General features: G+C 64.5%; 19 protein-coding genes. 3 read left to right on the top strand and 16 right to left on the bottom strand.

Annotation, left to right across the window (positions count from 1 at the left end; translation table 11 throughout):
- Window positions 1-283: 283 nt before the first annotated feature.
- Together NKI46_RS20650 and NKI46_RS20645 are read left to right on the top strand one after the other, a co-directional pair.
- Complete coding sequence (locus tag NKI46_RS20650) at window positions 284-829, top strand: dTDP-4-dehydrorhamnose 3,5-epimerase family protein (RefSeq protein WP_245263480.1); 546 nt, start codon at window positions 284-286, stop codon at window positions 827-829.
- Window position 830: 1 nt separating this feature from the next.
- Window positions 831-1,829, top strand: coding sequence for a glycosyltransferase family 2 protein (locus NKI46_RS20645; protein ID WP_352747702.1), 999 nt, complete (start codon window positions 831-833; stop codon window positions 1,827-1,829).
- A gap of 77 nt (window positions 1,830-1,906) precedes the next feature.
- Here NKI46_RS20645 and NKI46_RS20640 read toward each other — a convergent pair whose 3' ends face one another.
- Entirely contained in the window at window positions 1,907-4,048 is a 2,142-nt protein-coding gene (locus NKI46_RS20640) for a sodium-translocating pyrophosphatase (protein WP_023689501.1), read from the bottom strand.
- Between NKI46_RS20640 and NKI46_RS20635 the strand changes: the two genes are divergently transcribed.
- Window positions 4,038-4,268, top strand: a complete 231-nt coding sequence (locus NKI46_RS20635; protein ID WP_156933240.1) for a hypothetical protein — start codon at window positions 4,038-4,040, stop codon at window positions 4,266-4,268. The two genes, NKI46_RS20640 and NKI46_RS20635, sit on opposite strands and share 11 nt — an antisense overlap.
- Window positions 4,269-4,308: 40 nt before the next feature.
- Here NKI46_RS20635 and NKI46_RS20630 read toward each other — a convergent pair whose 3' ends face one another.
- From NKI46_RS20630 to NKI46_RS20565, 15 genes are all read right to left on the bottom strand, one after another.
- Window positions 4,309-5,076, bottom strand: coding sequence for an ABC transporter permease (locus NKI46_RS20630; protein ID WP_023700549.1), 768 nt, complete (start codon window positions 5,074-5,076; stop codon window positions 4,309-4,311).
- Window positions 5,073-6,011 (bottom strand): ABC transporter ATP-binding protein, encoded by a 939-nt coding sequence (locus NKI46_RS20625; RefSeq protein WP_352445123.1) that lies wholly within the window; start codon window positions 6,009-6,011, stop codon window positions 5,073-5,075. The genes NKI46_RS20630 and NKI46_RS20625 overlap by 4 nt, the downstream gene beginning before the upstream one ends.
- A complete protein-coding gene (locus tag NKI46_RS20620; protein ID WP_352445125.1) occupies window positions 6,008-7,171 on the bottom strand; it encodes an ABC transporter permease in 1,164 nt (387 codons plus the stop codon). The genes NKI46_RS20625 and NKI46_RS20620 overlap by 4 nt, the downstream gene beginning before the upstream one ends.
- 316 nt (window positions 7,172-7,487) lie before the next feature.
- On the bottom strand, window positions 7,488-8,399 hold the full coding sequence (gene osmF / locus NKI46_RS20615) for a glycine betaine ABC transporter substrate-binding protein OsmF (RefSeq protein ID WP_023693262.1): 912 nt from the start codon (window positions 8,397-8,399) through the stop codon (window positions 7,488-7,490).
- 178 nt (window positions 8,400-8,577) lie between these two features.
- A complete protein-coding gene (locus NKI46_RS20610; protein WP_023742853.1) occupies window positions 8,578-9,795 on the bottom strand; it encodes an MFS transporter in 1,218 nt (405 codons plus the stop codon).
- Window positions 9,792-10,292 carry a transcription antitermination factor NusB gene (gene nusB / locus NKI46_RS20605; RefSeq protein WP_023682390.1) on the bottom strand — a complete coding sequence of 167 codons (501 nt, stop codon included), beginning with the start codon at window positions 10,290-10,292 and terminating at the stop codon, window positions 9,792-9,794. The genes NKI46_RS20610 and nusB overlap by 4 nt, the downstream gene beginning before the upstream one ends.
- Complete coding sequence (gene ribH / locus NKI46_RS20600) at window positions 10,289-10,783, bottom strand: 6,7-dimethyl-8-ribityllumazine synthase (protein ID WP_023693260.1); 495 nt, start codon at window positions 10,781-10,783, stop codon at window positions 10,289-10,291. The genes nusB and ribH overlap by 4 nt, the downstream gene beginning before the upstream one ends.
- Before the next feature lie 81 nt (window positions 10,784-10,864).
- Window positions 10,865-10,975, bottom strand: a complete 111-nt coding sequence (locus NKI46_RS30955) for a hypothetical protein (RefSeq protein WP_502896829.1) — start codon at window positions 10,973-10,975, stop codon at window positions 10,865-10,867.
- A 50-nt stretch (window positions 10,976-11,025) separates the two neighbouring features.
- Window positions 11,026-11,643, bottom strand: a complete 618-nt coding sequence (locus tag NKI46_RS20595; RefSeq protein WP_352747696.1) for a riboflavin synthase — start codon at window positions 11,641-11,643, stop codon at window positions 11,026-11,028.
- Window position 11,644: 1 nt separating this feature from the next.
- Window positions 11,645-12,775: a bifunctional diaminohydroxyphosphoribosylaminopyrimidine deaminase/5-amino-6-(5-phosphoribosylamino)uracil reductase RibD gene (gene ribD / locus NKI46_RS20590; RefSeq protein ID WP_352747693.1), complete on the bottom strand. Its 1,131-nt coding sequence runs from the start codon at window positions 12,773-12,775 to the stop codon at window positions 11,645-11,647.
- A gap of 2 nt (window positions 12,776-12,777) precedes the next feature.
- A complete protein-coding gene (gene nrdR, locus NKI46_RS20585) occupies window positions 12,778-13,272 on the bottom strand; it encodes a transcriptional regulator NrdR (protein ID WP_023669351.1) in 495 nt (164 codons plus the stop codon).
- Between the two features lie 138 nt (window positions 13,273-13,410).
- Window positions 13,411-13,995 carry an invasion associated locus B family protein gene (locus tag NKI46_RS20580; protein ID WP_023669350.1) on the bottom strand — a complete coding sequence of 195 codons (585 nt, stop codon included), beginning with the start codon at window positions 13,993-13,995 and terminating at the stop codon, window positions 13,411-13,413.
- A gap of 80 nt (window positions 13,996-14,075) precedes the next feature.
- On the bottom strand, window positions 14,076-15,389 hold the full coding sequence (gene glyA / locus NKI46_RS20575; protein ID WP_023669349.1) for a serine hydroxymethyltransferase: 1,314 nt from the start codon (window positions 15,387-15,389) through the stop codon (window positions 14,076-14,078).
- Window positions 15,390-15,560: 171 nt separating this feature from the next.
- Complete coding sequence (locus tag NKI46_RS20570; protein ID WP_352747690.1) at window positions 15,561-17,207, bottom strand: Na+/H+ antiporter; 1,647 nt, start codon at window positions 17,205-17,207, stop codon at window positions 15,561-15,563.
- A gap of 183 nt (window positions 17,208-17,390) precedes the next feature.
- Window positions 17,391-18,644, bottom strand: a complete 1,254-nt coding sequence (locus NKI46_RS20565) for a L,D-transpeptidase family protein (RefSeq protein ID WP_023736470.1) — start codon at window positions 18,642-18,644, stop codon at window positions 17,391-17,393.
- Between the last annotated feature and the right edge of the window lie 152 nt (window positions 18,645-18,796).

Here is an 18,796-nt window from a genome sequence, read left to right as displayed (position 1 = left end):
GAAATGCCTTTCCCTGCCCGAAATCGCCGCGAGGGCGAGCAGACACCGCGTCGATCGCAATGTCCTGGCCATGGCCGGGGTATTAAAGCAGGCGAACGGTCCGGGCTTGGGCAGAACGGAACGATGTTTTGGGCAATGCGGCCCTCCGATTGCATCAAAACATCAAGTGCCGTGAGATCGAAACCCATCAGCAAACCTTGACGCGTACTTGCCAGCGACCGGTCAAATTCGTATCAGACCGTGCTGGCCAATGGCGCATCACGCTGAATTGGGAGGAGCATCCGTGCCGGAAAAAACCCGGACAAAACCGACAGGCTGGATGGCGACCGGAACGGCTGACGGCCAGGTGGTCACGCCTGACTGGATGCCCATCGAGCCGGTGGCGATCGATGGCGTGAGGGTCAAGGAGATAAGGCCGGTCGCAACCTCCACCGGCTATCTGACCGAGATCTTTCGCGAGGAGTGGGAGCTCGATTCGGAGCCGGTCGGCCAGGTCTTCCAACGCACCTTGTATCCCGGCGCGGTGACGGGCTGGCATGCCCATGCGGTGACGACCGACCGGCTGTTCTGCTGCGTCGGCAGCGTTCGCATTTCGCTGTTTGACGGACGCAAGGCCTCGCCGACCTTCGGCGCCGTCTGGCACAAGATTATCGGCCCGCTGCGCCCGGCGGTCGTCATCATTCCGCCCGGCATATGGCATGGTGTTGTCTCGCTCGGAGCGGAGACGGCGGTGCTGCTCAATCTCGTCGACAAGGCCTATGCCTACGATCAGCCCGACCATTGGCGCCTGCCGCCAGACACCGACCACATTCCCTACAGACTGGTGTAGCGTGGAAGCATCGGCGCAGCGCGACCAGGCCGGCGGCGAACCGCTGGTCTCGATCGTGATCGCGACGCACAACCGGCCGGCAGCGCTGCGGCAGGCATTGACCAGCGTCATGCGCCAGACGTTGCAAGACTGGGAAGCCTTGGTCATCGGCGACGATTGCAGGCCGGATACGGCGGCCGTTGTCGCTGAATTTGACGATGCCCGCATCGTCTACATCGATCTTCCCGTCAATTTCGGCGAACAGTCCGGTCCCAACAATATCGGCTTTGCCAGGGCGCGTGGCCGCTTCGTCGCCTTGCTCAACCACGACGATCTGTGGTTTCCCGACCATTTGGCGGCGACGACCGGCTGGATCGACGCCACAGGCGCCGACGTGGTGCTGGCGCGCGGCGCCGTCATTGGGCCGCCATCGGCGGCAGGCGATCTCGTCAATTCGATCTTCGGGTCGGGCAAGGACGGTTTTTACGATCCGGTAACGACGGAAGGATTTGGCTCGGCACACATGTTTCGCCGCGCTTCGTTCAGCCTGCTCGGACCTTGGCGACCCGCCAGCCAGTGCTTTTGCGAAAGCTCGCAGGACTGGCTGTTTCGGGCATGGCGAAAAGGCGCGGTGATCGCGACGATGCCGCACCTCACGGTGATCAAGCTGCATTCCGGCATACGCAAGGGTTCCTATCTCGGCGACAATGCGCAGGAACAGAAGGATCTTCTGGACGCCATGCAGACGCCGGACGCCTTGCGCGTGAAAATCCTTGGCTGCGCGGGCGAACCCATTCGCCTGGCGGCATCGAGTTATCTCAGGCGCAGGCTGATGGCGGCTCTTGGCATCCATCCCCGCGCCCGCGCCTTCCGCCGCAAGTATAAGCGAGGCGCCTTCCTTGCCAAGCTGCGGCGCCTGCGTGGCCTGGCGCCGATGCCTGAGCGCGAGCCCGGCGTGAGCGAATTGCTCGATCGCTACAGCAAGCGCGGCGATGCCGGCACCGAGCCGGATGAGGGTTGACTGCCACCAGCGTAAATCTCAAACAAAAACCCGCGGGATCGCTCCCGCGGGTTTGTTCCTGAAGCAGTGGCGTTGCCTTAGCCGTGCGCGAGCACGGCCAGCAGCAGAAGCGCCACGATGTTGGTGATCTTGATTGCCGGGTTGACCGCCGGGCCGGCGGTGTCCTTGTAGGGATCGCCAACCGTGTCGCCGGTGACCGAAGCCTTGTGCGCTTCGGAGCCCTTGAGGTGCTTGACGCCGTCCTTGTCGACAAAACCGTCCTCGAACGACTTCTTGGCATTGTCCCAGGCGCCGCCGCCCGAAGTCATCGAGATGGCGACGAACAGGCCGTTGACGATGACGCCGAGCAACGAGGCGCCGAGTGCCGCAAAGGCGGACGCCTTGGAGCCCGAGATCAGCTGCACGCCGAAATAGACGACGAGCGGCGCCAGCACCGGCAGCAGCGAGGGGATGATCATTTCCCGGATCGCCGCCTTGGTCAGAAGGTCGACGGCCCGGGCATAGTTCGGCTTGGAGGTGCCGGCCATGATGCCCGGATCCTCGCGGAACTGCTTGCGCACTTCCTCGACGATGGCGCCGGCCGCACGGCCGACCGCCGTCATGGCGATGCCGCCGAACAGATACGGGATCAGACCGCCGAAGATCAGGCCGGCTACGACGTAGGGATTGGAGAGGTCGAAGGAGACATCGCCCATGCCCTGGAAGTACGGATATTTGTCGCCATTGGCGGCAAAGAACTTCAAATCGTTCGAATAGGCCGCAAACAGCACCAGCGCGCCGAGGCCGGCCGAACCGATGGCATAGCCCTTGGTCACCGCCTTGGTGGTGTTGCCGACCGCGTCGAGCGCGTCGGTGGAGTGGCGCACTTCCTTGGGCAGGCCGGCCATTTCGGCAATGCCGCCGGCATTGTCGGTGACCGGGCCGAAGGCGTCGAGGGCGACGATCATGCCGGCAAGGCCGAGCATGGTGGTGACCGCGATCGCCGTGCCGAACAGGCCGGCGAGCTGGTAGGTCGAGATGATGCCGCCGACGATGACGATTGCCGGCAGTGCGGTCGATTCGAGCGACACCGCAAGTCCCTGGATGACGTTGGTGCCGTGACCGGTCACCGAGGCCTGGGCGATGGAGTTCACCGGGCGCTTGTTGGTGCCGGTATAGTATTCGGTGATCACCACGATAAGACCGGTCACAACGAGACCGATCAGGCCGCAGATGAACAGGTTCTTGCCGATGATGGTCATGCCGGCGACGGTGCCGACCTCGCCCCAGCCGACGGTTGCCGAGGTAGCGACACCGAGACCGACGATCGACAGCAGGCCGGTGACGATCAGGCCTTTGTAGAGGGCGCCCATGATCGAGCCGTTGGAACCGAGCTTGACGAAGAAGGTGCCGACGATCGAGGTCAGGATACAGGCGCCGCAGATGGCGAGCGGATAGAGCATCGCCGCACCCAGAGCGGCGGTTCCGCCGAAGAAGATGGCAGCCAGCACCATGGTGGCAACGACGGTCACCGCATAGGTCTCGAAGAGGTCGGCGGCCATGCCGGCGCAATCACCGACATTATCGCCGACATTGTCGGCGATGGTGGCCGGGTTGCGCGGATCGTCTTCGGGAATACCGGCTTCGACCTTGCCCACGAGATCGCCGCCGACGTCGGCGCCCTTGGTGAAGATGCCGCCGCCCAGACGGGCGAAGATCGAGATCAGCGAAGCGCCGAAGCCGAGCGAAACCAGCGCATCGATGACGATGCGGTCATTGGGCTGCAGGCCCATCGGGCCGGTCAGAATATAGTAGTAAATCGACACGCCGAGCAGCGCCAGGCCAGCCACCAGCATACCGGTGATGGCGCCCGACTTGAAGGCGATGTCGAGACCGGCGGCGAGGCTGTTGGACGCCGCCTGCGCGGTGCGCACATTGGCGCGCACCGAGACGTGCATGCCGATGAAACCGGCGGCGCCCGAAAGCACGGCGCCGATCAGGAAGCCGACCGCGGCGGTGATCGAGAGCAGCCACCAGGCGAGCACGAGCACGACCACGCCGACGATGGCGATGGTGGTGTACTGGCGCGCCAGATAGGCCTGCGCGCCTTCGCGGATGGCGGCGGAGATTTCCTGCATGCGTGCATTGCCCTGATCGGCTGCAAGAACCGATCGTGTCGCCCAGATGGCGTAAAGGATTGAAAGCAAGCCGCAGGCGATGACGGCAGAAATGATGGTCATTGCCGAATTTTCCTCGATTGATGGCCCAAAAGAACCCCTCCCTGGGCCGTTGGTGCGGGGAGCGGATAAGCCTAGGCGGAATCCGTCCTTCGCAGCGGTGTATGCGAAACAGGGCTCGGAACGTCAAGATATTGTTCGGTTTTTGCCCCGCTTTCAGCCAAAAGGTTTAGGCCACAACATTCCCATTGCCGATGCCCTGCTATTAGATCGATTGAAATGACGCCGCGTCAGTCAATGCTTTGCCCGCAGTCCAGCGACGGTCAGTCGCCAGTCTCCTGCCCCATCTTGCGCGCGGTGTAGCGCTCGATGGCGGACAGTCCGTCATAGATCAGCACCGCCAGCGCCGCGACGATCAGGCCGCCTTGCAGGACGAAGGCGAGATTGTTGGACAGCAGGCCGGCGATGATCACCTCGCCCAGCGTCTTGGCGGCAACCGTCGAACCGATCGTCGCCGTGGCCAGGCTGATCACCACCGACAGCCTTATGCCGCCCAGAATGATCGGCGCACTCAGCGGCAATTCAACCTTGATCAGCCTTTGCCAGCCGGTCATGCCGGCGCCGCGCGCGGCCTCCATGATGTTGCCCTGCAGCGTCGTTAGGCCGGTCAGCGCGTTCTCGAAGATCGGCAGCAGGCCGTAGAGAAACAGCGCAATCAGCGTCGGCTTCTCGCCGAAACCGACGGCGGGCACCGCCAGCGCCAGCACCGCCACCGGCGGAAAGGTCTGGCCGATATTGACCAGACTGCGCGACAGCGGCAGGAATTCGGCGCCCGCCGGCCTGGTCACCAGGATGGCAAGCGCCACGGCAACGATGGTTGCGGCGACGGTAGCGATCAGCACGGTCCTGAGATGCAGCAGGGTCAGCGTCAGCAGGCTGCCCTGATTGTAGATCGCCGGCGCATTGTTTTCGGTCAGCGGCTTCAACAGCGGCTCGAACCAGCCGGGATTGGTAACGAAGGCTATGAGAAGCACCACCAGGGCAAGCCTGAGCAGCGAAGGCAGCCAGGCTTTTAGACCGGCCCCTTTCATGCCGGTCTCGCCGCGCGCTTCACCAGCCCGTCGACGGTGACGCGGCCGAGAGGCTTGCCGTCTTCGCCCTTGACCGGCAGCGCCGGCCGGCCCGACCACAGAAGCTCGGCCAGCGCGTCGCGCTGGCTGGCGTCGCCTGGGATCGCCTCGCCTTCGGCAGACCCCTTTTCCACGGCGTCGCGCACGCGGCCGAGCGACAAGAGCCGGAACGGCTTTTCGCTGGCGCCGACCAGGGTTTCGACGAAGGCGTTCGCCGGCCGCGCCAGGATCTCTTCCGGCTTGGCGTATTGCACCAGCTTTCCGGCATCCATGACGGCGATCTTGTCGCCCATGTGGACCGCCTCCTCCATGTCGTGGGTAACGAGGATGATGGTGGTGCCGAAGCGCTTCTGGATCGCCAGCAGGTCCTCCTGCGCCTTGGTGCGGATGATCGGGTCGAGCGCGCCGAACGGCTCGTCCATCAACAGCACGTTGGGTTCGGCGGCGAGCGCGCGGGCAACGCCGACGCGCTGCTGCTGGCCGCCGGACAATTCGTGCGGGTAGCGCGGGCCATAGGCCTCGGGGTCGAGCTGGTAGAGTGTCATCAACTCATCGACGCGGCCGTTGATGCGGTCCTTGTCCCAGCCCAGCAGGACCGGCACGGTGGCGATGTTCTGCGCAACGGTGCGGTGCGGGAACAGGCCGTGGCCCTGGATAGCGTAGCCGATGCTGCGGCGCAGCTCGTAGCCGGGCAGCGTGCGGTTGTCGTTGCCGTCGAGCTTGATGACGCCGGCGGTCGGCTCGACCAGCCGGTTGATCATCCGCAGAAGCGTTGTCTTGCCGGAACCGGAGGTGCCGACGATGACGCAAACCGTGCGCGGCTCAATGACCATCGACACGTCGTCGACCACGGTCGTTGCGTCATAGCGCTTGGTAATGCCTTCGATCTCGATCATGCCGTTTCAACCCTGCGCCTGGTGGCGGTCATTTCGATTACTGCGTCGAGGATGATGGCCGCGGCGAAGGCCAACGCCACCGTTGGCACGGCGCCAAGCAGCACCAGGTCCATCGCCGTCTGGCCAACTCCCTGGAACACGAAGACGCCAAAGCCGCCGCCGCCGATTAGTGCTGCGATGGTGGCCAGGCCGATGTTCTGCACCAGCACGATGCGGATGCCGGTGAGGATCACCGGAAAGGCCAACGGAAACTCGACGCCGAACAGGCGCTGGCCATCGGTCATGCCCATGCCGCGCGCTGCATCATTGGCCGCGCGGGGTACGCCGGCAAGCCCGACCACGGTGTTGGCCACCACCGGCAGCAGCGAATAGAGGAACAAAGCCACGAAGGCGGGCGCGGTGCCGATGCCTCTGATACCGAGCGCTGCGGCACCCGGAACATGCGCGGCAACCCAGCCGAGCGGCGCGATCAGCAGGCCGAACAGCGCGATCGAGGGTATGGTCTGGACGATGTTGAGCACATTGAGCACGCCGGCCCGCAACCGTTCGACGCGGTGGCACAGGATGCCGAGCGGCAGGCCGACGATCACCGCCGCCGCCAGCGACCCCAGCGCCAGTGTGATGTGCTTGGAGCCTTCCGCCCAGAAACTATCGGCGCGGTTTGCATATTCCTTGAGGATCGACAGGCTGTCCCACTGCCCCGATATCAGCAACAAGCCGATGGCCAGCGCCGCGAGGACGAGCACGCCGATGCGGGCCGGTGGCGACAGGTTGAGCCTGGTCAGCACGTCGGCGAGCAACAATGTGAAGGCAAAGATCAACAGCCAGAAGCCGGAAGCCGGCGAGATGCGGGCGAAGGTGTTGCCGGCCGGCGTCAGGAAGGTGCCGGCGACACCGATCAGGATGGCAAGGGCGGCGAGCGCCACGACGCTTGCAGCCAGGCGCAGGACAAGCGGGGTTTTCAGCAACGCAACAATTGCGGCCACGACGACGACCGCCAGCAGCAGCGGCCCGACTGTGGCCGGCAGCGCCTCGAGGATCGAGCGCGCCTGACCGGGAACGATACGATTGGCGCGGAAGGTGGCGAACGGGGCCAGAAACGCCGCATAGGCAACGATCGCCGCGATAACCACGCCGAGCTTGTCGAAACGCAGGGTCATGGATGCCCCTCATGAGGAGCGATTTTCCACGTTGCGCAGACTACGCCGGTGATCGGCGAAAGCCGACGCGAAATCCGATCTCCCCCCTTGCGGGGGAGATGGCCGGCAGGCAAGAGGGGGGTGTGAAGGATCGCCAGCTTTCGAGCGTCGGCTTGTTCAGAAGCAACCCTGTCGAGGCACGCACCTGCTACCGGTTGTGAGGTCGGCGGGACAGCACCCCCCTCTGTCCTGCCGGACATCTCCCCCGCAAGGGGGGAGATCAGCAGCTTCCAGAGAGAGGTGTCTCGCACCAGCGTCACGATCAGCTATGCGCTGACTACTTCAAAAACCCGTTCTTCTTCAAAAAGTCCTCGGCGACACCCTTGACCGGCTCGCCGCCGACCTGGACGCGGCCGTTGAGTTCCTGCAGCGTGACGAGGTCGAGCTTGGCGAACACCGGCCTCAACAGCGTCTCGATCTCCGGATGCTCTTTCAGCACCGCTTCGCGGATGATCGGCGCCGGCTGGTAGACCGGCTGCACGCCCTTGTCGTCGGCGAGCACGACCAGGCCGGACGGCGCGATGCCGCCGTCGGTGCCGTAGACCATGGCGGCGTTGGCGCCGTTGGTCTGGTTGGCGGCAGCACCGATTGTCGCGGCGGTGTCGCCGCCCGAAAGCGTGATCAACTGCTCCGGCTTCAGCGTGAAGCCGTAAGTGGTCTGGAACGCCGGCAGGGCTGCCGCCGAATTGACGAACTCAGCCGACGCCGCCAAAACCACCGTGCCGCCGCCGGCGACGTATTTGCCGAAGTCGGTCAGGGTCGCCAGCTTGTTGGTCTCGGCAACCTCCTTGCGCAGCGCGATCGCCCAGGTGTTGTTGGCCGGTGACGGCGACAGCCAGACGATCTTGTTGGCGTCATAGTCGAGCTTCTTGGCGGTCTCATAGGCCTTGGCGGCATCCTTCCAGACCGGATCGTCGGCCTTCTCGAAGAAGAAAGCGGCATTGCCGGTGTACTCGGGATAGATGTCGATCTCGCCGGCAGTGATCGCCTTGCGTACCACCGGCGTGCCGCCGAGCTGGATGCGGTCGGTGGTCTTGATGTTGTTGGCGTTGAGCACAAGCTGGATGATGTTGCCGAGCACGCCGCCCTCGGTGTCGATCTTCGAGGAGACGACCACCTGGGCATTGGCGGAGGCGGCCGTGATGCCGAGCGCCAACGCCGCGCCGGCCAGAATCTTGACTGAAAACATTGTGAAAACCCCTTGCTTTGGACCGAAATGCGGTGGCCGCATATGAGCATGGCTTCAACGCCCCGTCGGGGCACACGGTTTCATAACAATGGGTACAGACGCAATAATTTTGTGCGGTCGCCGCGATTTCGGCCGCCGCCATGCTGACACGTCGTGCCAAGCCAAAGATAGAACCGGATCAGGCGCGGGCTTTGCGCGATCCGGTCAGTTTGAGCGCGCCAAGGGCGACGAAGCAGAGGGCGACGACCGGGAAAACCAGCCAGTTCAGCATCTCCCAGCCCCAGGCATTGTAGATGGCGCCCGACATTAGCGAGGCGAAGGCGACGGAGCCGAACAGGACGAAGTCGTGGAAGCCCTGCACCTTGCTCTTTTCGGACGGATGGTAGCTGTCGGCGACCATGGAGGTGGCGCCGATGAAGGCAAAATTCCAGCCGAGGCCAAGCAGGATCAGCGCCGTCCAGAACTGCCACAAATGCAGGCCGGACAATGCCACCGCGGCGCAGCCGATCAGCAGGACCAGGCCGGTTGCGACGATGCGTTCGGCGCCGAAGCGATGGATCAGCGATCCGGTGAAGAAGCTCGGCGCAAACATCGCCATCACATGCCAGGAAATGCCGAGCGTGGCGTCGTCCGTCGACAGGCCGCAGCCGACCATGGCCAGCGGCGCGCCGGTCATGACGAAACTCATCAGCGCATAGCTGCCGACGGCGCAAAACAGTGCCGCGACGAAACGCGGCCGGGTGACGATCTCGGACAGCGGCCGGGCGTCGCTTGACGCGACTTCCGCGTGGCCGGGAGCCTTGGCCGGGATGCGCAGGAATGACAGGATCATGGCGCCGGCCGCCGCCAGAACCGGAATGGCCAAGAACGAGCCGGCAAACATCACCGGCGCCAGCAATTCGCGGGTGAAGATGACGATCTGCGGCCCGAGGATCGCGGTGATGACGCCGCCGGCCAGCACGAAGGAAATGGCGCGCGCCTTGAATTCGGGCGGAGCATTATCGGCGGCGGCGAAGCGGAACTGCTGGACGAAGGCGCCGCCGACGCCGATCACCAGCAGGGCGAAAGCGAACAGCCAGAAGCTGGCGTGGAACAGTGCCAGCGTGGAGATGACGCCGCCAAGCGCGGTCACGATGGTGCCGGTCATGAAGCCGCCGCGCTGGCCGAGCCAGCGGATGATGGCCGCGGCCGGCAACGCGCCGAGCGCCACGCCGATGTTGAAGCCGGTGATTGGCGCCGTTGCCAGCGACTTATCGGGGCCAAGCAGATATTGCCCGGCCAGCCCGCCCATGGAAATGGCAATCGGCGCGGCCGAACCGATAATCGCCTGCGACGTCGCCAGGATGATCGCCGTGCGGCGCGCTTCCCTTGCTGCGCCGGCGACGGTGCCGGTCACAATGCGTCCTTGCCGCGCCCCTCGCCCCGCACCCGGCGCGACACACGGTCGAGCACGGCGTTGGTCAGCTTCGGCTCGTCTTCCTCGTAGAAGGCCTTGGCGATGTCGACATATTCCGAAACGATGACGGCCACCGGCACGTCGTCGCGCTTCATCAGTTCGTAGACGCCGGCGCGCAGGATGGCGCGCAACGTCGAATCGAGTCTGGACAGCGGCCAGTCTTCCGTCAGCGCCTGGCGTATGATCGGATCGATGGTCGTCTGGTTCTCGACGACGCCGGCCAGGATGGCGCGGAACCACTGCGCGTCGGCCTCGCGATAAAGCGCGCCGTCGACTTCCTTGCCGAGCCGGAACGCCTCGTATTCGGCGGTGATCTCGAAGACGCCGCTGCCGGCCACGTCCATCTGGTAAAGCGCCTGCACGGCGGCCAGACGGGCGGCGCCACGCTTGTTGGCGTGGCGTATCGCGGGCTGGCCGGGCGAAGCGGGTTCGCTCACGATTGCGCTCCCAGCTTCTCCTTGAGCGCGATCATGGTCAGCGCCGCGCGCGCGGCAAAGCCGCCCTTGTCGCCCTCCGAGCGCTTGGCGCGCGTCCAGGCCTGCGCGTCGTTCTCGGTGGTCAGGATGCCGTTGCCGATCGCAATCGCTTCCTGCACCGAGAGATCCATCAGCGCGCGGCTCGATTCATTGGCGACGATGTCGAAATGATAGGTGTCGCCACGAATGATGGTGCCGAGCGCGACAAAACCATCATAGTCCTTGCCGCCCTCGCCCATGCCGTCGAGCGCAAAAGTGATCACTGCTGGAATTTCCAGCGAACCGGGAACGGTGACGACGTCATAGGTCGCGCCGGCTTCGTCGAGCGCGCTCGTCGCGCCGTCGAGCAGCGCGTCGGCAAGATCGTCATGAAAGCGCGCCTCGATAATCAGAAGGTGGGCCTTCTTCTTCGGGCGAATGAACGCTTTGCCGTGTTGGGATGTGCCTGCCATGAATGTCTCCGGGGGTAGCCGGTGACTTAGGCCGAAGCCGGTTTGATCGCAAGCGGAAGATTGCTGGAGGCGAAGCGTAGCCTAGCGCGTCTTTGGGCTGGGCGTCGGTAGCGGGCACTCGCTGCAGAGGCTTTCAGCCCAGACGAGAACAGCTTCGTGATCCACTAAACGACCCGCGTCTACATCGGCCATTGCTTCGCGCGTAAGCCGCTTTTTCTGTTCGATTGTGAGTCTTGCGGCCATCAAAGCCCCTCTTTCGCCGCCTCGACTAGGCGCGCGGCGTAGCGGGCCATCGTGTCGATCTCCAGGTTGACCTTGTCGCCGACCTTGCGCTCGCCCCAAGTGGTCACGGTCAGCGAATGATGGATCAGAAGCACGTCGAAACGGGTGCCCTCGACCTTGTTGACGGTAAGCGAGGTGCCATCAAGTGCGACCGAGCCTTTTGGGGCAATGAATTTTGCCAGTTCGCGCGGCGCCTCCAGCGTGAAGCGAACGGCATCGCCTTCATCCTTGCGCTCGATGATTTCGGCCATGCCGTCGACATGGCCCGACACGATGTGACCGCCGAGTTCGTCGCCGATCTTCAGTGCCCGCTCGAGATTGACCTTGGTGCCTGATTTCCAGCCCGACGCCGTGGTCAGCCTGAGGGCCTCTTCCCAGGCTTCGACCTCGAACCAGCGTGCGTTGGACCCGCCATCTGGCAGCGCCGTCACCGTCAGGCAGACGCCGCCGCAGGAGATCGAGGCGCCAATAGCGATGGTCGCGGGATCATACGCGGTGTCGATGCGCAGGCCGACGCCTTCGCTCAGCGGCTTGACGGCCGCGACGGTGCCGATATCGGTGACAATTCCAGTGAACATTTCAGATATCTCTCACCCATTCGGCATAGCTGTCTTCCGCGAAGCGCATCTCGCGCAATTTGCGGAAGCCTGCCGGGATATGGTTGGCGTCGATGGGCGATGCAATGCCGCCCTCGCCGATCGCTTCCGGTCCCTGGAACAGCACGATGCGGTCGACCAGTCCTTCGGCGAGGAAGGCGCTGGCTACCTTGGCGCCGCCTTCGACCAGAACGCTGGCCATGCCGAGCGCGCCGAGATCCTCGAGCAGTTCCGGCAAGGCCACGCCGCCTTCATGGGTTTCGGTGCCGATGAAGCGCACGCCGGCACGCTCCAGCACCGACCGCCGCAGCGGATCGGCCCCCAGGCTCGCGGCGACATAGAGCGGCACTCGGTCGGTGCCGGAGACCAGCTTCGAGGCTTCCGGCAGCCTGATCTGGCGGTCGAGCACGATGCGCGCCGGCGAGCGGTTCTCCAGCCCCGGCAGCCGCACGGTGAGCGCCGGATCATCCTCCAGCGCCGTGCCGATGCCGACCAGTATGCCATCGGCTTCGGCGCGCATCAGATAGACTTCGCGGCGGGCGATATCGCCGGTGATCGCGACCTGGCCGGCGCCGTGCCTGCCGATCTTGCCGTCGCTGGAAAGCGCAAGCTTCAGAATCACTTCCGGGCGCTTTTTCAGGGACCGAATCAAATAGCCGGCCATCTGCTCGGCGGCTTCCTCGGCCAGCACCTTTTCGACCACTTCGATGCCGGCGGCGCGCAGGATGGCATAGCCTTTGCCGGAGACGCGCGGATCGGGATCGCTGGCGGCGCCGACGACCCGCGCCACTCCGGCATTGACCAGCGCGTTGGCGCAAGGCGGGGTGCGGCCATGGTGGGCGCAGGGCTCCAGCGTGACATAGGCGGTGGCGCCGCGGGCCAACTCGCCGGCTTCAGCCAGCGCCTCGGTCTCGGCATGCGGCCGGCCGCCAACAGCGGTGACCCCTGTGCCGACGATCATCGGGCCGGCGCCATCGTCGCGAACGATTATGGTGCCGACGGAAGGGTTGGTCGAGGTGCGGCCGGCATTTCTGCGCGAGAGCCTCAGCGCCGCGGCCATGAAGCGGCGATCGAGGGCCTGCTGATCGGCCTTCCCTGACGTTTGGCTTGCCATGCTCAGCCGGCGTCCTCTTCGCTCTTCAGCTCGTCGCCTTTGAGTTCGTCACCTTTGAGCTCACCCAGCACGTCATGGAAGTCCTTGGCCTCACGGAAATTGCGATAGACCGAGGCGAAGCGGACATAGGCGACGTCGTCGAGCGACTTCAGCGCTTCCATGACGAGCCGGCCGACCTCGCCCGAGGCGATTTCAGTCTCGCCGGAGCTTTCGAGCTGGCGCACGATGCCGGTGACGGCGCGGTCGATGCGCTCGGGATCGACATTGCGCTTGCGCACCGCGATCTCCACCGAACGCAAGAGCTTGTCGCGGTCGAACGGCACCTTTCTGCCGGACTTCTTCACCACCACGAGGTCGCGCAACTGGACGCGCTCGAAAGTGGTGAAACGGCCACCGCAATCGGGACAGACGCGCCGCCGGCGGATCGCCGCGCCATCCTCGGCGGGGCGCGAATCCTTCACCTGCGTATCTTCGGACTGGCAATAGGGACAGCGCATGGAGAGCCTTCAGGTTGGCGATTCTGGCGGAACGATAGGCTTAGAGGTTTTTGCCGGGACGGCAAAGGTTCGGCAACGGCCGCTCGCGCCCTCAGAGATAGCGAGGCGGGAGGAAAATTGCCAGCCGCGCCAGATATGTCAGGGGGCGACGTCCTTGGTCGGGAAGCCGCAGGACGTTCCGAGGTTGCGGTAGGCCTTGGTGAAGCCGTCCATAGGGATGCTGGCGACGGCTTGCTTGCCGAACGTCACGTCGAGCGAGATGACCTGGCGCATGGCCCGCAACAAAGCGAGACTGGTCTTGGCCTGGTTGTCGACGGTCCAGCTCGGGCGGCCGGCATCATTGGAATAGACGGTCGCGGAAACCTTGACGCCGGGGTCACCGAAGGTCGCGGCGATCTTCTTGCCGGTCGGCAGCTCCTTGTTGGCGACGGTGAACATGATCGCCGGATAGGCATCGGGCGGCAGGGCGTCGCCAGTCGAGATCGAAAGCGTCAGCGTGCCGGCATTGCCGCCGCCATCGACAAAGGCCGTGGAGGCAGCGCAGGTCTTGTGGGAATCCTGGCCGGTGTCGAGCGCATCGATGATGGTGGTCCACCTGCCAAAGGTGTTTGTGGCGGGGATATCCGTGCCCGGCTGCGGCTGCTCCTGGGCGATCGCGCCCGACACGGCGACAGCGGCAAGCGAGCCGATGAAGGCCAGAACGGCAGGACGGAACACGCGCATCGTCAGATCTCCAACAGGCCGCGCCGCCCGAACAGCAAGCGGCGCAGAGCGCGGGATAAAAGACGATGCGCCGCTGGCGGTCAACCGAGATAGGGATAGAGCGGGAAACGATCGGTCAGCGCCACGACCTTGGCCTTCACGGCTGCTTCCACAGCCGCATTGCCTTCGTCGGAATTGGCGACCTTCAGCCCGTCCAGCACCTCGGCGATCAACTTGCCGATCTCGCGGAACTCGGCCTGGCCGAAGCCGCGCGTGGTGCCGGCCGGCGTGCCCAGACGCACGCCCGAGGTGACGAAAGGCTTTTCCGGATCGAACGGGATGCCGTTCTTGTTGCAGGTGATGTTGGCGCGGCCGAGCGCTGCCTCGGCGCGCTTGCCGGTGGCGTTCTTGGGCCTGAGATCGACCAGCATCAGATGGTTGTCGGTGCCGCCGGAGACGATGTCGAGGCCGGTTTCCTTGAGGCTCGACGCCAGCGCCTTCGCGTTGGCGGCGACACTCTCGGCATAGAGCTTGAAGCTCGGCTTCAGCGCCTCGCCGAAGGCGACCGCCTTGGCGGCGATGACATGCATCAGCGGGCCGCCCTGCAGGCCGGGGAAAACCGCCGAGTTCATCTTCTTGGCGATGTCCTCGTCATTGCACAGGATCATGCCGCCGCGCGGGCCGCGCAGCGATTTGTGCGTGGTCGTGGTCACGACATGGGCGTGCGGCAGCGGTGACGGATGCACGCCGCCGGCAACCAGGCCGGCGATATGGGCCATGTCGACCATCAGATAGGCGCCGACCGCATCGGCGATCTCGCGAAAGCGCTTCCAGTCCCAGATGCGCGAATAGGCGGTGCCGCCGGCCAGGATCAGCTTTGGCTTGGTCTCATGTGCGGTCTTTTCGATCGCGTCCATGTCGAGCAGATGGTCGTCCTTGCGCACGCCGTAGGAAACGACTTTGAACCATTTGCCGCTCATATTGACGGGCGAACCGTGCGTCAGGTGGCCGCCGGAATTCAGGTCGAGGCCCATGAAGGTGTCGCCGGGCTGCAGCAGCGCCAGGAAGACCGCCTGGTTCATCTGGCTGCCGGAATTCGGCTGGACATTGGCGAAGTTGCAGCCGAACAGCTTTTTGGCGCGCTCGATAGCGAGTTCCTCGGCGACGTCGACGAACTGGCAGCCGCCATAATAGCGCTTGCCCGGATAACCCTCGGCGTATTTGTTGGTCATGATCGAGCCCTGCGCCTCGAGCACGGCGCGCGAAACGATGTTTTCCGAGGCGATCAGCTCGATCTCGTGACGCTGGCGGCCAAGCTCGTTGCGGATCGAGCCGAAGATCTCCGGATCGGCATCTTCCAGCGTGGTTTCGAAGAAGGATTCGAACTTGTTCGACGCTGCCGCTGCAGTTGCCATGGCCTGAAATCCTTCGGTTCGGGGCATTTATCTATGCATATCGTTGCCCCGAAACCGCTGCACGGTTCCGGGCGACATGCATTGCCGCGCCATTAACACAGTTGTTTTCGCCTCGCCACGTTTGCAGCGCGAAATTTGCTGGCCGGATTGCGCCAGAGCGGCCCTGAACCGCTATTTTCGCTCCTGCCGCCCCTGCAGCAAGGCTTCGGTGAGCGTGATCTCGGTAAACAGCGCCCGCGCCGTATGGTCGTTGATCGCGCCGCTGCTTAACATGTCGCGCACGGCGATGCGCTCGGCCTCGATGCCGGCAAGCCGCATTTCGAGCTCCAGCCGCCCGGCTTCGCGGGTCTCTGCCCGGGCGTCGTCGGCCTCGTCCGAAGTGGCGATCCGGCGCCGGTAGCCGGCGACGATGTTTTCGGCGGCGGCAAGCCTGGCGCCGGGCACCTCGCCCTGGTCGTCGTCGCTGGCGCCCGCCATGCTTTCGATGCGGGCGATGGCCGCCTTGGCGGCGCCGATGCGGGCGAGACGCTCCTCGATGGCGCTGCCATCCTCGCCCGGCTCGACCAGTCCGTGCGCTATCTTCGGCAGCGCCACGCTGGCGATGGCGAGCGAACAGATGATGACGCCGGCGGCGAGAAAGATCACCAGGTCGCGCGCGGGAAAAGGCGAGCCGTCCGGCATGGCGAGCGGGAGCGACAGGATGCCGGCCAGCGTGATCGCGCCGCGCACGCCCGCCACCGAGCCGGCAAGCCGCACACGCATCCCGAACGGCTCGGCCTTGCGCTTTCCCCATTTTGCCTTGAGGCCTGCCGCGATGTCGCCGACCCAGATCCAGAGGAAGCGCAGCGCGATCAGGCACAGCGTCAGCGCTATCACCGTCGCGACCGGCTGGATGATCGGGTAATGGCCGGTCAGTTCGGGCGGCACGCGGCGAATGATTTCGGGAAGCTGCATGCCGAGCACGATGAACAGCGCGCCATTGTAGACGAAGGACAAGGTCGTCCACAGCGAGATCGTCTGCATGCGCGCCGAGACGCCGAGGAAGCGGAAGACGCCGGAGCCGCCGGTCAAAAGCCCGGCGGTGACCGCCGCCAGAATGCCTGAGGCATGCAGATGTTCGGCGACGAGATAGGCAATGAAGGGCAGCAGGACCATGACCAGAACCTGCGCCTCGGCCGGAACGCCGCCGATGCGATTCAGAAGCTGCAGCAGCCTGGCGGCGATGAACAACGCGGCGATGCCGGCCAGGATGCCGATGGCGACGGCATAGACGAAGGACAGCGATGCATCGGCGAAGGAAAAGCTGCCGGTCACGGCGGCGGCGACGGCGAAGCGGAACATGACCAGGCCCGAGGCGTCGTTGAGCAGCGCCTCGCCTTCCAGAATATGCATCAGCCGCGCCGGCACCAGGCTTCTGTCGACGATCGAGGACACCGCCACGGCGTCGGTCGGGGACAGCACGGCGGCGAGCGCGAAGGCGACGACCAGCGGGATGCTCGGCACCAACCAGTGCAAGGCATAACCGAAGCCGACAATGGTAAAGAAGACCAGCCCGATGGCCAGATCGAGGATCGGCCCGCGCAGCGCGATCAGCTCGCGTTTGGGCGCTCCATAGGCATCGCCGAACAAAAGCGGCGGAATGAACACCAGCAGGAAGAGTTCGGGGTCGATCTCGACATGGATGCCTTTCACCGGCCAGGCGAGCGCGGCGCCGATGGCAATCTGCAGCACCGGCAGCGGCACCCGAACCAACCGCACCAGTGCGCCGGAAAGAGCGACGAAAACCAGCACGGCGAGGATGAAGATTGCGACCTGCATGGCGCGATTCCGGCTGTTTTGAGTACCATGCGCAATTGCCGTTAGTCCGTCCAGATGGGCCTGCGGCGCAACGTCCGGCAGTGTTCATGGCCTGCATGGCTGGCGGCCACCAGTCTTCTTCTGTTGGGATGTCGAACGGAAAAGGCCACCTTGCGGTGGCCTTTCCTGAAGGAGATCAGCAGCTTAGAGCGAAGAGGTGATCTGCAGTTCGCTGGCGCCATCGAGCGCGTAGACGTCGTCGCGGAACTGCACGACGCCCGGACCCGTCGACCAGGCCGACACATAGAGGAAGTGGACCGGAACCGGGTTGACGACCTGCACCGGCGTGTTCTCGCCGGTCTTGATGGTCGCCTCGAAATGCTGGCGGTCCCAGCCGGGCGTGTCGCGCAGGACCCATGTGACGAGGTCGCGCACGTTCTGGACACGCACGCAGCCCGAGGAATCGAAGCGCATCATCTTGCCGAACAGGCTTTGCTGCGGCGTATCGTGCATGTAGACGCCGTCGGGGCTGGGGAAGTTGATCTTCACCGAGGCCATGGCGTTGCCGGAACCCGGATCCTGGCGGAAGCGGTATTTTGCGGCATCATCCGTCGACCAATCGACAGTCATCGGATCGACTTCGCTGCCATCCGGCGCAAACAGGCGGATATGGCTGTCCTTGAGATAGTCGGGGTTCTTCCGCATCAGCGGAATGATGTCCTTGCGCACGATCGAGACCGGCGCGTTCCAGTAGGGATTGACGATGATCTCGTTGATCTTGGAATTGACCACCGGGGTCTGGCGGTCGATCTTGCCGACGATTGCGGTGTGGCGCAGCACGACGCGATCGTTCTCGACCGCCTCGATCTGTGCCGCCGGGATATCGACCAGCACATAACGGCTGCCCAGCGTGCCGGCCTTTTCGCGCAGGCGCTCCAGATTGGTCTGCAGCTGACCGAGGCGGATCTGCGCCGAAACGTTCATCGCGGCATAGGTGTATTTGCCCATGGCGCCGTCGGCCGGCAGGCCATGGCGCGCCTGGAAGCGCTTGACCGCGGCGTCGACATAGGAATCGAACGACGTCGAAATGCCGGCGCTCTGCGCCAGGTCGCCCGAAACCATCAGCCGCTTGCGCAGCGGCACCACGTCCGGATCGTCGACGCCAAGCTGCAGCTTCTTTGTCGCCGGCACCTCGCCCCAGCCGCCCTGGGCGACGATGTTCTGATACTGCGCCACAGCCTGTTCGGTGAAGGCGACCGTCTGCAGGCTGAAGATCGGCAGCGTCGAGGCGACCTTGCCGCCTTCCGAGGCGCGGGCATCGAACTGGTCGTCCCAATTGCCGCGGTTCGACGATTTCAGGATATCATCGATGACATCCTGCGCGCTGGCGGCATTGGCAACCATGGCCACGGCGAGCGCGGAAGCTCCGGAAAGAAAAAAGCGGCGGCTGGTTCTCATGGACGTTCCAGACATTCTTGTCGTGTTTGGCTTGTAGCGTTTGGCTGTTGCAGCGTTCGGCTACGTGCTCGATGTTGGGCGATATCGCCCGCACTCTAAAGTTGGCACTGTTAACAATTAGCCAACCATGACCTGCGTCACCTGGCCGTCAA

Source organism: Mesorhizobium sp. M0615, assembly GCF_040320805.1.
Lineage (GTDB): Bacteria > Pseudomonadota > Alphaproteobacteria > Rhizobiales > Rhizobiaceae > Mesorhizobium.
The sequence above is the reverse complement of the archived record's forward strand: the minus strand, read 5'-3'. Positions and strand labels throughout refer to the sequence as shown.